We start from the raw sequence: 13,743 nt of genomic DNA, 5'->3' as shown, positions 1-13,743 counted from the left end.
AAGAAAACCGGAAGGCGGGGTCAGGCCGGCGGCATGTCGTGCGGCGGTGGCCGGAACAGCGGCGAGATCAGCCAGACCAGGCCGATGCCGAACAGCAGGGTCAGGCCGAAGGCGCGCAGCGCCGGAGTCTGCGACAGGCCCAGCAGGCCGAACGACAGCCAGGTACTGGCCGCACCCACGCAAACCGCCAGCCACGCGCTGGCATCACCGCGGTGCTCGATCAGGAAGATGCCGTAGTCGATGCCCATGCCCAGCAGCAGCATCAGCGCCAGCACGTTGAACAACTGCAGCGGCTGGCCGAACAGGCCCAGCAGGCCCAGGGTCAGCGCACCGGCGATCAGGGTCGGCGCGAACACGCGCCAGGCCTGGCGGCGGTAGCGCAGCCACAGCGCGCCGAACACCAGCACGATGCCGACCAGCAGCAGCCCACCCATCAGCTTGCGGTAGTGGCCGAGCAGCTGCGAGAAATCGGCGGTGCGATCCACCCAGCGCACGCCCGGCAGGCCCTCGGCCGCACCACGCAGGGTCGTCAGTGCATCGGCGCGTGACAGGTCATCGACCATCACCACGCTGATCATCTGACCGCCCACCGCACCCACCCACAGATGGCGGAACGGCTGCGACGCCGGCGAGGCGAGGAAGGCTTCGGCGGTCAGCGGTGCGCTGGCGAAGTCCGGTCGTTGCAGCGGTTCGCCCACCGCCTCGGACACGGCCGACAGCACGCCCGGTTCCACCTTCGCGGTCAGCGCTGCATCGGCCTGCTGGCGCGCGGGCGACGGCAACCAGTCGCTGATCGCCCGGTAGCCGCCGATGCGCTTGTCATCGGCCAGCGCACGCAGGCGCGTCGTCAGTACCTCTTCGCGTTGCAGCAGCTGCGCCGCATCGGCGCCCTGCACCAGGTAGAACTGCGCCGGGCTGGGCATGCCCAGCAGCTGGCTCAGGCGGATCTGCTGGGCCATCAACGCCGGCGGCGAAGACTGCAGGCTGCGCAGGTCGTCGTTGCTGTGCAGGCGCGCGATGCCGAGCGCGGACAGCGCCAGCGCGGCCACCACGAACACCGTCACTGGGCGACGGCCATGCAGTCGCGGGAAGCGCTCCAGCGTGTTGCCCAGCCACTGCGAGAAACGGGTCTGGCGGATCTCGCCACCATCCAGCCACGGGAACCAGAAGATCACCGTGAGGAACGCGGCAGCCAGGCCGACCACCGAGAACAGCGCCATCTGGCGAAGGCCCGGGAACGGCGCCAGGCCCAGCGCCAGATAGGCCAGCGCGCTGGTCAGCAGGGCCAGCCACAGGCCGGGCAGCAGGTGCCGCAGCAGCTTCCAGCGGCGATCGGCCGGCTCGGCCTGGCGCGAGGCGAACCAGTGGATGCCGTAGTCCTCGGCCACGCCCACCAGCGACGCACCAAACACCAGGGTCAGCACGTGCACCTTGCCGAACACCAGCACGGTGACCGCCAGCGCCACACCACAGCCGATCAGCAGCGAGGCGGCCACCAGCAGGATCGGGCGCAGCGAGCGGAAGGCCAGCCACACCAGCAGCAGCACTGCCGCCAGCGAGCCCCAGCCGATGGTGTTGATCTCCCGGTTGGCCTGTACGGCAGCGGCTTCGGCGTGCAACGGCACACCGGCATGCAGGATTTCCAGCTCCGGCGCGGCCGCCTTGGCCGCCTTCCCGGCACGTTCCAGCAGCCCATCAAGATGGCGCTCGCCATCGAGCTGGAACGCCGAGCCCGGCGTATCGAACTGCAATGCCGCCCAATGCTTGCCTTCGGCTTCGAGCAGGCCGTCATCGCCCAGGCGCAGGCCTGAGCCCTGCGCCTGCTGCTGCCACCACTGCGGCCACAGCGACAGCGGGTCCTGCCGCCAGTCAGTCAGGCGCGGCGCGCCCATCGGGCCGTACAGCGCGGCCAGTGCCTGCTCGGCCAGTGCCCCGGTTTCGCTGTTCTGCAGCTGGTTGCGCTGGCTGGGAGTCAGCAGGCGATCGCGGTACGGCGCGTAGAACGCGCGCGCCTCATCGAACCAGCCCTCGATGGACCCGCTGGGCACCAGCAACGCGCTGTTGGCATCGGCAGCCATCGCCGCGGCGAACGCCGCCTGCGCGCGCTTGGCGGCAGTGCCATCCTGGCTGCCGATCAGCACCACCACCTGCCGCGAACTGCCATCGGCGATGCGCCGGGTGACATCGCTCAACAGGCGGTCATGCGCATCCTGCGGCAGCAACGCGAGGATGTCGGTGTCGATCCGCGACTGCTGGCTCCACAGGTGCCACTGCTGCGCGCCCAGCGCCAGCAGCAGCACCAGCCAGGCGATGCCCAGCCAGTGCCACCAGCGCCGCAACCGGTCCGGTGCGTTCAACGCCACAGCGTCACTCAAAGCGGCGTGCCTCATCGGGGTCCAGCGTGGCCGGGGCCTCGCTCAACGCGCTGAACTGGATCTGCGTGCGGTCCTTGTTGGCCTCGACGATCTCCACCTGGCGCACATAGCGGTCACCCTGCAAGGTCAGCGATTCGAAGGCCTTGGCCAGCATTGCCGACTTCGGTGTCAGGCGCAGTCGCCAGCCCTGCCCTTCGCGGCTGGCAGCAACATTGAACTGGCTGGACAGCGCCTGCACGTCGCCGCTCATCAGCGCGAACATGATCGCGTTGACCGAACGCATCGCCGGCTGCTGCCGCGCGTCGAGCTCGACGCGGGTGCTGCCATCGCGCTGGCGGCTGAGGATGCGGTCGGCAGTGACCACCACTTCAGAAGGGAACGGCTTGAGCGTGGTCCAGATCACGCCGTGCTGGCGCGCGACCACGAACCGGCCCTGCGAGCGCAGCGGGTTCTTGAAGCCGCTGACCTGTTTTTCCTGGCTGAACTGGCCACGCAGCACGTCGGGCCGCGCCACCGCCTGGGTGATCGCATCGACGGCGGGGTCGGCCGCCTGTACACGCGGTACGGCCACCAGCAGCAGCGCGCACAGCAGCACGCTCGAAACACGGGCAAGCATCGTCACGGCGCAGGCACTCCCAGGCGTTCCCACAGTACCGGCGGGCACTGGTACAACATTTCCTTGCTGGCCGCGTCCAACGCGACCTGGATGGTCATCGCGCGGGTCAGCACCTGGCCGCTTTCCGCATCGAGAATCTCGTACTCGATCTTCAGCCGGTTCTCCCATTCCACGATGCGCGCGACCACGCGCAGCGCCTGGTTGAACAGCAGCGGGCGCACGTACTTCACCCGCGCATCGACCACCGGCCACAGGTAGCCCGATTCGAGCATCTGCGGGTAGTCGTAGTCGTAGCGGCCGAGCAGTGCGCAGCGCGCGATCTCGAGGTACTTGAAGTAGTTGCCATGCCAGACCACGTTCATCGGATCGCAGTCATGGAAGGCGGGGGTCAGGGTGATTTCCCCGACCAGTTCCGTGTGTTCATTCACCGGCATACAGTTCCCAGCGTTGCGCGCGGATCTCCACCAGCAGTTCCCGCAGTTCGCGATCCAGCGCGCGGTCTTCTTCGATCAGGGCGATGCGCTGCCCCAGTTCGGCGTACATGTCGGCCAGACTGCCATGCAGCTGCGCATTCAGGCCAACCCGCTCGCGCAGGGCCAGGCCCTGGCGCGCGGCAATCAGCATCGCGGCCACCACCTGCTCGGTCAGCTCGATCACGCGCAGGCAGTCGCGCGCGGCGATGGTGCCCATGCTGACCTTGTCCTGGTTGTGGCATTCGGTGGAACGCGAGAATACCGAGGCCGGCATGGTCTGCTTCAGCGCTTCGGCGGTCCAGGCCGACACGCTGATCTGCAGCGCCTTCAGGCCATGGTTGATCGCCGCGCGCGGGCCGGTGGCCGCCGACAGGTTGGCCGGCAGGCCGTGGTTGTAGCGGGCATCGACCACCAGCGCCAGCTGGCGGTCGAGCAGGTCGGCGACATTGGCCACGGTGTTCTTCAGGGTATCCATCGCCAGCGCGATGTGGCCGCCGTAGAAGTGGCCACCGTGCAGGATGCGCTCGCCGTCGGCGTCGATCAGCGGATTGTCGTTGGCGCTGTTCAGCTCGGTTTCGATCAGCTGGCGCAGGAACGGCAGGCTGTCTTCCAGCACGCCGATCACGTGCGGTGCGCAGCGCAGCGAGTAGCGGTCCTGCAGGCGCTGTTCGTTGCGCGGCGGACGTTCGCTGTGCAGGTCACTGCGCAGGCGTGCAGCGATGCGGCCCTGGCCCGGGTGCGGCTTGGCCGCGAACAGGGTCTGGTCGAAGTGGTGCGCATTGCCGTCGCTGGCCAGCACGTTGAACGCGGTCAGGCGCGTGGCCATGCGCGCCAGGTAATCGGCGCGCTGCCAGGCCAGGCAGGCCAGGCCGGTCATCACCGCGGTGCCGTTCATGATCGCCAGGCCTTCCTTCGGCCGCAGCTTCAGCGGGGTCATGCCGATCTTCGCCAGCACCGGGCCAGCCGGCTGCACCTGGCCTTCGAACAGCACCTCGCGCTCGCCACACAGCACCGCCGCCACGTACGACAGCGGGGTCAGGTCGCCACTGGCACCAACCGAACCCTCGGCCGGAATCATCGGCAGCACGTCGTGCTGCAGCAGCGTGGCCAGGCCTTCCAGCAGCGGCACGCTGACACCGGACATGCCGCGCACCAGCGACGCCAGGCGCGCGGCCAGCACCGCGCGGGTCTCGACCGGGTCCAGGTAACGGCCCAGGCCGCAGCCGTGATAGGTGTACAGATGGTGCGGCAGTTCGGCCACCAGCGCCGGCGGGATGTTCACCGTGCACGAGTCGCCGTAGCCGGTGGTCACGCCGTAGATCACGCCATCCTCGCGCAGCAGGCGGTCGAGGAAATCGGCGCCGCGCTGGATATGCGCGCGGAACGCCGGGGCGTCGCTCAGTGCGGCCTCGCACTGGCGCTGGGCCAGGGCCACCACGTCTTCGATGGTCAACGGTGCATCGCCAAAGCGGCACACGGGTACGGCGTCAGTCGTCATGCGGAGCCTGATCCCAGAAGGGGAAGAAATTGAACCAGTCCAACGGCGACTGGATGACCTGGAGTTCGAGCCAGCGCGCGAAGTGCTGGGCCTGTTCGGCCAGTGCGGCATCGCGCGAACCACGCGGCAGCACGATGCGTTCGGCGAACTGTTCAAACGCCACCCGATAGCCCTCGCCCTGATGCAGGCAGGCCATGGTGTAGACCGGGCAGCCCAGCGCGGCGGCCAGCACATAGGCGCCGATCGGGAACGGCGCACGATGACCGAGGAAATCGGCGGTGACACTGCGGCCGCCCTGCACCGGCGTGCGGTCGCCGACGATGGCGACGAAGCCACCGGCCGCCACCCGCTCGGCCAGCATCACCGCGGTGGCCGGTCCCATTTCGGTGACCTGCACCAGCTCCACCGCTGCCAGCGGGTCCAGCCGCTGCAGCAGGCGGTTGAAGCGCTGCGCATGCGCGGTGTGCACCAGCACGGTGATGCGGAACCCCGGCACCTGCTCGGCCAGCACCTGGCACAGTTCCAGGCAGCCGATATGCGCGGTCAGGATCAACCCGCCTTCGCGGCGCGCGATCTTGTCCAGCACCAGATCGCGGTGCAGGTGGATGCGTTCGGGCGGGTAGCGCCCGCCCAGGCCGAGGATCTTGTCCAGCATCGTGTCGGCGAAGGCGAAAAAGTGGCGCAGGCTGTCGCGCCGCGTAGGTGCGCGGCCGAGCACGCCGCTGTGCGCCTGCAGGCGCTGCAGGTACTGCATCGAGGCCTGGCGGCCGACACGGTTGCCGAGCCAGTGGCAGGTCACCACCGGCCACACGCACAGGCGGAATGGCCAGCGCCCGAACCAGCGGTGCACCCAGCATAGGAACAGCACGCCGGCCACCGAGGTGGACTCGCCGATGTCGGCCCAGTGCGGGGCGTCGTGCGTGGTCGCCATCTCAACCCTGCCCGCGCAGGCGGCGCCACAGCAGGCGCGGCGCGCGCCAGAGCATGCCGAAGAACAGGCGGGTGTGCATGCGGCTGATGCGCAGGTTGTCGCGCCACACATCGAAGTGCGACACCCCATCGGACGGATAGGTCACGCGCGTGGCCAGGTGTTCGACCGGCAGCTGCCGCCAGTAGAGGCGCACCATGATCTCGGTGTCGAAATCCATGCGCCGGCCGATGGTCTCTTCGCCGATCAGGCGCATCACCGGTGGCAGCGGATACACGCGGAAGCCGCACATCGTGTCGCGCAAGTGCAGCGACAGCGTGTTGATCCAGACCCAGATGTGGGTGGCGTAACGACCGTACAGGCGCGCCTTCGGCACGCTGGCGTCGTAGGCCGGAATGCCGCAGATCACCGCCTCGGGCCGCGCACGCGCAGCCTCGATGAAGCGTGCCAGATCGGCGGTATCGTGCTGGCCGTCGGCATCGATCTGCAGCACGTGGCTGTAGCCACGCGCGCCGGCTTCAGCAAAGCCGGCCAGCATCGCCCCACCCTTGCCCTGGTTGACGTCCAGGCGCAGCAGGTCGACGCCCTGGCGCTGTGCCAGTGCACGCAGCACCGCCGCGCAGGACGCGTGCGAGCCGTCATCGACCAGCAGGCAGGGCAAGCCGGCGGCCTGCACGCCATCGACCACCGCCGCGATGGCGTGCTCGTGGTCGTAGACGGGAATCACCACCAGTGGCGCGAACGCGGCACCGGCAACGGCCGGGTCAGTCCACATCGGCGAACACCACCTTGCCGCTGGCATGCACGCCGTGGCGGGAGGTATAGCGGAACGTGAGCACTCCGCGCGCGGCATCCCAGTCCAGCTGCAGGGTCAGCTCATCCCCCGGGCGTGCTACGTGCTGGAACTTCACCGCGTCCATGCGCAGGAAGCCCGCCGGCATCGCGAACGCCTGGCGGCCGAAGCGCACCGCCCAGTCCAGCTGGGCCACGCCGGGCAGGATCGCCGCCTGCGGGAAGTGGCCCTGGAAGGGCCGCAGCGCCGGGTCCAGGGTCATGCGCAGGGTGGCGCTGTCCGCGCTGCGCTGGTCCCACACCGGTTCGGGCATCAATGGCTGGAACAGCGTTGCCAGGGCGGCCTGGGTCACCTTGCCCTGCGCGTTGATCGGCAACGCCTGCACCAGACGCCAGCGGCGCGGCCGGGTAACCGCGTCGTGGGCAGAGGCCAGGCGCGCGCCCAGGCGCTGGCCGAGCGCGCGGCGCGCCGCATCGCCACCGTCCAGCAGCGCGCGGTCGGCCGGCACCACCACCGCCGCCAGCTGCTCGCGCTGGCCCGGCAGCACCAGCACGCGCACGTCATCCACCTCGGCGTCTTCGCGCAGCGCGCGCTCCAACGCATCCAGCGAGACGCGGCGCTCTTCAATCTTGACGATGCGGTCGGCGCGGCCCAGCAGGCGGAAACGGCCATCGGCCAGCGCTTCCACCCGATCCTGGGTGCGCCACCAGTCGGCGTTCTCCAGGTGCGCGGAGGCCACCGCCAGGCAGCCGTCGTCGATCCGCCACTGCACGCCCGGCAGCGGCTGCCACGGCGGCAGGTCGGTGTCCCAGCGGCGCCAGGCGATGCCGCCGGTCTCGCTGCTGCCGTACACCTCGGTGGGGGCCACGCCCAACCACTGCCGCACCTGCCGCGCCGCCTCCTCCGGCAGCGGGCCGCCGGAGGAGAACACCGCGCGCAGGCGGCCATGCAGGCTGGCCCAGTCGAGCTGTTCGGGCAGGCGCTTGAGGTGGGCCGGAGTTGCCACCAGCACCGTATCGGTACCGGCCAGCGCGCCCACCAGGTCTTCGTGGAAGAACCGGCGCGGATGAATCAGACGGCCGGCGGCCAGCGGCCACAGCACGCGGAACAGCAGGCCGTAGATGTGCTGGTGGGACACCGTGCCATGCACCTGCGCGCCCTCCAGCTGCGCGCCGAAGGCGGCCTGCAGCGCGTCCACTTCGCGCGTCAGCTGGTCCATGCGCTTGCTGATCGCACTGGGCTGGCCGGTGCTGCCGGAGGTGAACACACACAGCTCGCAGGCGCGCTCGTCCAGCGCCTGCAGCGCAGCGTCCCCGCCGATGGCCGAGGCCACCAGCGGCCGGTAATCGGCGGACACATCGCCAGCGAAACCACTCACCTGCGGTTGCAGCGCCTGCAGCGTGGCCGGCAGGTTGTCGGCGGCCAGGAACACCCGCTTGCCGGCATGCCAGGCACCGAACAGCGCTGCCGCGAAGGCCACCGCGTCATCGAAGTACAGCGCCCAGTCGCGACCATCGGCGGCGGCAAAGGCCGCGCGCCAGGCCAGCACCCGCTGCCGGAAGCGGGGGTGATCGATCACCTCGCCCTCGCAGAGGCCGATGCGGCGCTGCGGCTGCGGGTCCACCAGCAGCCGGTCCAGGGCGATCCACTCAGCCATGCGCGTGCGCCGCCTTGACCCGCCGCCGCACCAGCCACTCACCTGCAAACAACACGCCCATCATCACGTACGCCAACAATCCGTTGTAGAGCATCCAGACCCGGTCCGACGCGTACAGCGCGGTCAGCAGGGCCAGGCTGCCGTTGAGAACGAAGAAGCCGCACCAGACCTGGGTGACGCGGCGGGTATAGGCCACCGCAAACGGTGGCAGGTCCGGCTCCTGCAGCCGCGCCAGGCGCTCCACCAGCGGCGGGCCGAAACGCAGGCTGGTGCCGAACACCGCCAGCATCACCGCGTTGACCAGCGCCGGGTACAGCTTCAGCGGCAGGGCCTGGTTGAGTACGGTGGCCAGCACGGCCAGCAGGCCGGTACCGGCGGCGGCGGCCCACCACAGCGGCTGGCGCGTGCTCAACGCCCGCAGCACCGCCAGGGCAAACAGCAGCAGCGACAGCCAGCGCGGCTCGAAACGGCCCATCGCCAGGTACACCAGCAGCGGGTAGGCCAGCGAAATCGCGGCCACCACGACGGTGCGTGCGCGTGCCATGGCGAAGCCGCCGGCGCTGCGGTCAGGCGGCTGCCTGGTCCGGCAACAGCCCATGCACGACATCGACGATGTCCTGCACGGTGCGCACGGCCTTGAACGCTTCCGGCTGCAGGTTGCGGCCGAGCAGCGGCTTGAGCTGCACGATCAGGTCCACCGCATCGATGCTGTCGATGTCCAGGTCGTCGTACAGGCGCGCCTCGGGGGTGATCCGCGCAGGCTCGATCTCGAAGCTGTCGGTCAGGATGCTGACGATGCGTTCAAACAGTTCATTCTTGGTCATGGCAGTTCCTGGCGCCGTTACGACTGGCGGGCGGCGACGAACTCGCCGAGCGCGCGCACGCTGGAGAAATGGCGACGGGTTTCTTCCGAATCGGCCGAGAGGCTGACACCGTACTTCTTCTGCAGCGCCAGGCCCAGCTCCAGCGCATCGATCGAATCCAGACCGAGGCCTTCAACGAACAACGGCGCGGTCGGATCGATGTCCTCCGGCGTGATGTCCTCCAGCGAAAGGGAGGAAATGATCAATTCCTTGATCTCGTGCTCAAGTGCTTGCACGGGGCGGCTCTCCAGACAGGTCGAAATAACGAGAAAGGTGCTCGGTAACGCGGCGTGCCGCCAAGGCATCCCCCCTTGGCGAGTCGTCTTCGGCCAGGAAAGGCGCGATCGGGATATCTTCGCCGATCTGCAGCCGAACGTGAAAGCGACGTGAGGGTACACGATACCACTTCTGTCCCTTGGTCAGGGTCGGGGGGGTACAGGTGATCCGCACCGGGGTGATGTCCAGCCGGCCGCGCACGGCGATGTTGGCCGCGCCCCGCTGCAGCCGGGGCGGCTGACCGGGCACACTGCGGGTGCCTTCGGGGAAGATGACCAGGGTGCCGCCGGCCTGCACTGCCGCAACGCAGTCGTCCACCAGCCCGGCGCCGTCGTCGTTGGAGATGTAGCCGGCCGCCCGTACCGGGCCGCGCATGAACGGGTTGCAGGCCACGGCCCGCTTGACCACGCAGTCGGCGTTGGGCAGCAGCGCGATCAGGCAGACCACGTCGATCAGGGTCGGATGATTGGCCAGAACCAGCAGGCCGTCGCGCTGCAGGCGCTCGCGGCCCTCGATCTGCAGGGTCATCACCCCCAGCCGGCACATCAGCCGGACATGGCTGGCGAAGGCCGCCTGCACCACCCGGCGGGCCCGGCGGCGGCGGGCCATCGGGTCACGCATCAGCATCAGCAGCGGCATCACCAGCAGGCCCAGCAGCAGGCCGCCCACGCCGAACGCGGCAAAGCTCAGGCCGGTGCCGAACACCCGCCAGGCATGGTCCAGGCGACGCCGCAGCTCAGCCACGACGCCCCCAGCGCCAGCGCTGGCCCTGGGTCACGTGCTCCAGCGCCGGCGCTGCGGACAGCAGGAAGCGGTGCAGGTCCAACGCGTGCGGCAGCGTGCCCGGCGCGGTGCTGGCCTGGCCTTGGGCCGGCTGCCACTGCAGCGACAGGGTCGGATGGCCCACGGCGGGCGCGGTCAGTCGCCAGCACCAGGCGAAGAACGGGTCGGGTTCATCGGCGAACGTCGCGTAAATACGCGGCAACGGCGATTCATAGACCACCACCCGCACTTCGCGGGCGCCATCGGCCAGCAGGCCGGCGGCCTCCAGACAGGCGGCCTCCACAGTGGACTGCCCGGCGGCCAGCGCCAGGTAGTTGCCGCGGTGGCCACGGGCGATCGAGTACAGCGCGGCGATCGCGTTGTGCACCGACAGGCCGAACCCGGTCGGCGACAACGGTTGTTCGCCGATCAATGCGGACAGCAGGTCCATGGATCGGGCGACGTCGCCATGGCGGCTGGCGAACACCAGCGGCACCTGGCTGTCAGCGCCCTGCCCGTCCTCGCACCAGCACGCGGCCTGGATCGCCATCCGGCCCAGCCGCTCGATACGGCGGCGCTGCATCGCCGGCACCTCGGCCAGCGCCGGGGTGTCCTCGCCCTGCGGCAGGTACGGTGCCTCGGCCCAGCGCAGCCACTGGCTGCGCTCGCTCAGGCCGGGCGCCCAGGCGGCCCAGTCGACGATGGAGAATTCGATCATTTAGCGGTGGTGCTTCAATGGGAGAACGATAGGCACGAGCCATTACGGCGACGCGCGGCGGCCCCCCATTCCTGCGGCCGTGCGTCCGTCCAGGACGTCGCCGGCTGCCCCCCTGGCCGCCGGAAAGGAGCGCACGCTAGCACGTCCGGCACGGGGTGTGCAGGTTTCACATTCCCCAACGCGGGCCCGCCACCCTCGGGCCCGCGTTTGGATCGATCAGTGGTAACCGGTATCGGCGTGCACCTTGCCGCGGAATACCCGGTAGGACCATGCCGTATAGCCGAGGATGACCGGCAGCAGAACGACCAGCCCGACCAGGGTGAAGCCCAGCGAGGAGGCCGGCGCGGCCGCCTGCCACAGCGTCATCGACGGCGGCAGCAGGTACGGCCACATGCCCAGCACCAGGCCGAGGAAGCCGAGCACGAACAGCGCCAGGCTGAGCAGGAACGGCGGCAGGTCACGGCGTGGATGGGTGGCGCTGCGCCACAGCGCGGCCGCCACTGCCAGGGTCAGCAGCGGTACCGGCGACAGCCACCAGAAGTTGCCGTCGCTGAACCAACGCGCCATCAACCGCGAGTCGAGGAACGGCAGCCAGCTGCTGACCAGGCCCATCGCCGCGATCACCGCCGCCACCAGCGGCCGGGTCAGCTGCCGCGCCAGCGCCTGCACGCGCCCTTCGGTCTTCAGGATCAGCCAGGTGCTGCCCAGCAATGCGTAACCGGCCACCAGCGCGGCACCGGTCAGCATCGCGAACGGGCTGAACCAGGCGAACGGGCCGCCGTGATAGGCACCGTCCACCAGCGGGATACCCTGCACCAGCGTGCCCAGGATCACGCCCTGCGCGAACGTGGCCAGCAACGAGCCGAGCGCGAAGGCCACGCTCCACAGCCGCCGCGAACGATGCGCCTTGAAGCGGAACTCGAAGGCCACGCCGCGGAACACCAACGCCACCACCAGCAACAGCACCGGCAGGTACAGGGCCGACAGCAGCACCGCATAGGCCTTCGGGAATGCCGCCAGCAGGCCGGCGCCGCCCAGTACCAGCCAGGTCTCGTTGCCGTCCCAGATCGGCGCGGCGGTGTTCATCATCAGGTCCAGCTGGTCCTCGTCCTCGGCGAACGGGGCGAGGATGCCGATACCGAGCACGAAGCCGTCCAGCACCACGTACATCAGCACGCCGAAGCCGATCACCGCGAACCACGCCACCGGCAGCCAGGTCATCAGGTCCATCAGCGCTCCTCCAGCGGCTCGTCGGCAGCCGACAGCGGGCGCGCCGGGGTGTGGCTGCCATGATCCAGCGACGGCCCTTCGGCGAAGGGCTGCGGCCCATGGCGCAGGATCTTCACCAGGTACCAGATGCCCCAGCCGAACACGAACGCGTAACCGACCACGTAGACACCCAGCGACAGCGCGGTCATCCACGCACTCTGCGGGCCGACCGCATCGGCGGTGCGCAGCACGCCGTACACCACCCACGGCTGGCGCCCCATCTCGGTCACGAACCAGCCCGACAGCAGCGCGATGAAGCCGCTGGGCAGCATCCAGTTCCAGCTGCGCAGCAGCCACGGTGAATCCAGCAGTTTGTTGCGCCACAACTGGAACGCCGAGACCCAGGCCAGCAGCAACATCAATGTGCCCAGCCCGACCATGATGCGGAAGGCGAAGAACACCGGCGTCACCGGCGGTCGTTCGCTGGCCGGCACCGAGGTGAGCGGATCGAAGCTACCGTCCAGCGAATGGGTGAGGATCACGCTGCCCAGCTTGGGGATGGCCACTTCGAAATCGTTGCGCTCTTCCTTTTCGTTGGGCAGCGCGAACACCACCAGCGGCACGCCCTCGCCTTCCCGGGTTTCATGCCAGTGCGCTTCCATCGCCGCGATCTTCATCGGCTGGTGCTTGAGCGTGTTGAGGCCGTGCATGTCGCCGACGAAGATCTGCACCGGCACGGTCAGCGCCGCGAATGCCACGGCGGCGATCAGCATGCGCCGGCCCGCTTCCACGTGCGTGCCCTTGCGCAGGTACCACGCACCCACACCACCAATCACGAAACAGGTAGTGATGAACGAGCCCAGCGCCATGTGCGCCAGGCGGTACGGGAACGAGGGGTTGAACACCACCTGCCACCAGTCCACCGGATGCACGATGCCGTTGATCATTTCGTAGCCGGCCGGCGTATGCAGCCAGCTGTTGGACGAGAGGATCCAGAACGTGGAGAACAGCGTGCCCAGCGCCACCATGCAGGTGGACAGGAAATGCAGGCGCGGCGAGACCCGGCCCCAGCCGAACATCATCACGCCCAGGAAGCTGGCCTCCAGGAAGAACGCGGTCAGCACTTCATAGGTCAGCAGCGGACCGATCACGGTGCCGGCCACCTCACTCAGCCGCGGCCAGTTGGTGCCGAACTGGAAGGCCATGACAATGCCGCTGACCACGCCCATGCCGAACGACACCGCGAAGATCTTCTGCCAGAAGAAATACAGCTCGCGCCACACCGGCAGCCTGGTGCGCAGCCAGCGCCATTCGATGAAGGCCAGCCAGCTGGCGGTGCCGATGGTGAAGGCGGGGAACAGCACGTGGAAACTGATGACGAATCCGAACTGGATCCGGGACAACAACAACGCGTCCAAGGGACGCCTCCTGCCTGCGACCGGTGGGATACCGGACCACTTTAGGAGGATTTCGTTAAGGTGGGATGCGACCGGGTGACGCGCTGCTTCACTTTGTCGCAGGTGGGCGTGACGACCGCTGGGCGTGGCCCGGCGCTAGCCACCCGGAGCATGATTC

Annotated in this window: 14 protein-coding genes; all 14 read right to left on the bottom strand. The window is 69.0% G+C overall.

From position 1 onward, the window contains the following. Window positions 1-20: 20 nt before the first annotated feature. The 14 genes from LZ605_RS16150 to LZ605_RS16085 all read right to left on the bottom strand — a co-directional run bounded on the left by LZ605_RS16150 (window position 21) and on the right by LZ605_RS16085 (window position 13,586). Window positions 21-2,390 carry an MMPL family transporter gene (locus LZ605_RS16150; protein ID WP_249842475.1) on the bottom strand — a complete coding sequence of 790 codons (2,370 nt, stop codon included), beginning with the start codon at window positions 2,388-2,390 and terminating at the stop codon, window positions 21-23. Further along, a complete protein-coding gene (locus LZ605_RS16145) occupies window positions 2,368-2,991 on the bottom strand; it encodes an outer membrane lipoprotein carrier protein LolA (protein ID WP_249844934.1) in 624 nt (207 codons plus the stop codon). Before LZ605_RS16145 ends, LZ605_RS16150 begins: the two co-directional genes overlap by 23 nt. 2 nt (window positions 2,992-2,993) lie before the next feature. Continuing rightward, a complete protein-coding gene (locus LZ605_RS16140; protein ID WP_249842474.1) occupies window positions 2,994-3,425 on the bottom strand; it encodes an acyl-CoA thioesterase in 432 nt (143 codons plus the stop codon). Beyond that, window positions 3,412-4,962 carry an HAL/PAL/TAL family ammonia-lyase gene (locus tag LZ605_RS16135; RefSeq protein ID WP_249842473.1) on the bottom strand — a complete coding sequence of 517 codons (1,551 nt, stop codon included), beginning with the start codon at window positions 4,960-4,962 and terminating at the stop codon, window positions 3,412-3,414. Before LZ605_RS16135 ends, LZ605_RS16140 begins: the two co-directional genes overlap by 14 nt. Then, entirely contained in the window at window positions 4,952-5,893 is a 942-nt protein-coding gene (locus LZ605_RS16130) for an acyltransferase (protein ID WP_249842472.1), read from the bottom strand. Before LZ605_RS16130 ends, LZ605_RS16135 begins: the two co-directional genes overlap by 11 nt. 1 nt (window position 5,894) lies before the next feature. After that, on the bottom strand, window positions 5,895-6,665 hold the full coding sequence (locus LZ605_RS16125; protein ID WP_249842471.1) for a glycosyltransferase family 2 protein: 771 nt from the start codon (window positions 6,663-6,665) through the stop codon (window positions 5,895-5,897). Then, window positions 6,655-8,340: an AMP-binding protein gene (locus LZ605_RS16120; protein WP_249842470.1), complete on the bottom strand. Its 1,686-nt coding sequence runs from the start codon at window positions 8,338-8,340 to the stop codon at window positions 6,655-6,657. Before LZ605_RS16120 ends, LZ605_RS16125 begins: the two co-directional genes overlap by 11 nt. Continuing rightward, window positions 8,333-8,884 (bottom strand): hypothetical protein, encoded by a 552-nt coding sequence (locus LZ605_RS16115; RefSeq protein WP_249842469.1) that lies wholly within the window; start codon window positions 8,882-8,884, stop codon window positions 8,333-8,335. The genes LZ605_RS16120 and LZ605_RS16115 overlap by 8 nt, the downstream gene beginning before the upstream one ends. A 22-nt stretch (window positions 8,885-8,906) precedes the next feature. Further along, complete coding sequence (locus LZ605_RS16110) at window positions 8,907-9,164, bottom strand: acyl carrier protein (protein WP_057497823.1); 258 nt, start codon at window positions 9,162-9,164, stop codon at window positions 8,907-8,909. Window positions 9,165-9,181: 17 nt separating this feature from the next. After that, window positions 9,182-9,439 (bottom strand): phosphopantetheine-binding protein, encoded by a 258-nt coding sequence (locus tag LZ605_RS16105; RefSeq protein WP_005411610.1) that lies wholly within the window; start codon window positions 9,437-9,439, stop codon window positions 9,182-9,184. Continuing rightward, window positions 9,426-10,223 (bottom strand): lysophospholipid acyltransferase family protein, encoded by a 798-nt coding sequence (locus LZ605_RS16100; RefSeq protein WP_249842468.1) that lies wholly within the window; start codon window positions 10,221-10,223, stop codon window positions 9,426-9,428. Before LZ605_RS16100 ends, LZ605_RS16105 begins: the two co-directional genes overlap by 14 nt. After that, window positions 10,216-10,959 (bottom strand): beta-ketoacyl synthase chain length factor, encoded by a 744-nt coding sequence (locus LZ605_RS16095; RefSeq protein WP_249842467.1) that lies wholly within the window; start codon window positions 10,957-10,959, stop codon window positions 10,216-10,218. The genes LZ605_RS16100 and LZ605_RS16095 overlap by 8 nt, the downstream gene beginning before the upstream one ends. A 216-nt stretch (window positions 10,960-11,175) precedes the next feature. Next, on the bottom strand, window positions 11,176-12,189 hold the full coding sequence (cydB, locus tag LZ605_RS16090; RefSeq protein WP_249842466.1) for a cytochrome d ubiquinol oxidase subunit II: 1,014 nt from the start codon (window positions 12,187-12,189) through the stop codon (window positions 11,176-11,178). Beyond that, window positions 12,189-13,586, bottom strand: coding sequence for a cytochrome ubiquinol oxidase subunit I (locus LZ605_RS16085; protein ID WP_249842465.1), 1,398 nt, complete (start codon window positions 13,584-13,586; stop codon window positions 12,189-12,191). The genes cydB and LZ605_RS16085 overlap by 1 nt, the downstream gene beginning before the upstream one ends. Window positions 13,587-13,743: the final 157 nt, after the last annotated feature.

It is taken from the genome of Stenotrophomonas maltophilia (assembly GCF_023518235.1).
Classification (GTDB): domain Bacteria; phylum Pseudomonadota; class Gammaproteobacteria; order Xanthomonadales; family Xanthomonadaceae; genus Stenotrophomonas.
The sequence above is the reverse complement of the archived record's forward strand: the minus strand, read 5'-3'. Positions and strand labels throughout refer to the sequence as shown.

Bases quoted from the DNA above. Each gene is read 5' to 3' on its own strand.
- LZ605_RS16150 (WP_249842475.1), bottom strand. From the start codon at position 2,390: ATGAGGCACGCCGCTTTGAGTGACGCTGTGGCGTTGAACGCACCGGAC.
- LZ605_RS16145 (WP_249844934.1), bottom strand. From the start codon at position 2,991: ATGCTTGCCCGTGTTTCGAGCGTGCTGCTGTGCGCGCTGCTGCTGGTG.
- LZ605_RS16140 (WP_249842474.1), bottom strand. From the start codon at position 3,425: ATGCCGGTGAATGAACACACGGAACTGGTCGGGGAAATCACCCTGACC.
- LZ605_RS16135 (WP_249842473.1), bottom strand. From the start codon at position 4,962: ATGACGACTGACGCCGTACCCGTGTGCCGCTTTGGCGATGCACCGTTG.
- LZ605_RS16130 (WP_249842472.1), bottom strand. From the start codon at position 5,893: ATGGCGACCACGCACGACGCCCCGCACTGGGCCGACATCGGCGAGTCC.
- LZ605_RS16125 (WP_249842471.1), bottom strand. From the start codon at position 6,665: ATGTGGACTGACCCGGCCGTTGCCGGTGCCGCGTTCGCGCCACTGGTG.
- LZ605_RS16120 (WP_249842470.1), bottom strand. From the start codon at position 8,340: ATGGCTGAGTGGATCGCCCTGGACCGGCTGCTGGTGGACCCGCAGCCG.
- LZ605_RS16115 (WP_249842469.1), bottom strand. From the start codon at position 8,884: ATGGCACGCGCACGCACCGTCGTGGTGGCCGCGATTTCGCTGGCCTAC.
- LZ605_RS16110 (WP_057497823.1), bottom strand. From the start codon at position 9,164: ATGACCAAGAATGAACTGTTTGAACGCATCGTCAGCATCCTGACCGAC.
- LZ605_RS16095 (WP_249842467.1), bottom strand. From the start codon at position 10,959: ATGATCGAATTCTCCATCGTCGACTGGGCCGCCTGGGCGCCCGGCCTG.
- cydB (WP_249842466.1), bottom strand. From the start codon at position 12,189: ATGGACCTGATGACCTGGCTGCCGGTGGCGTGGTTCGCGGTGATCGGC.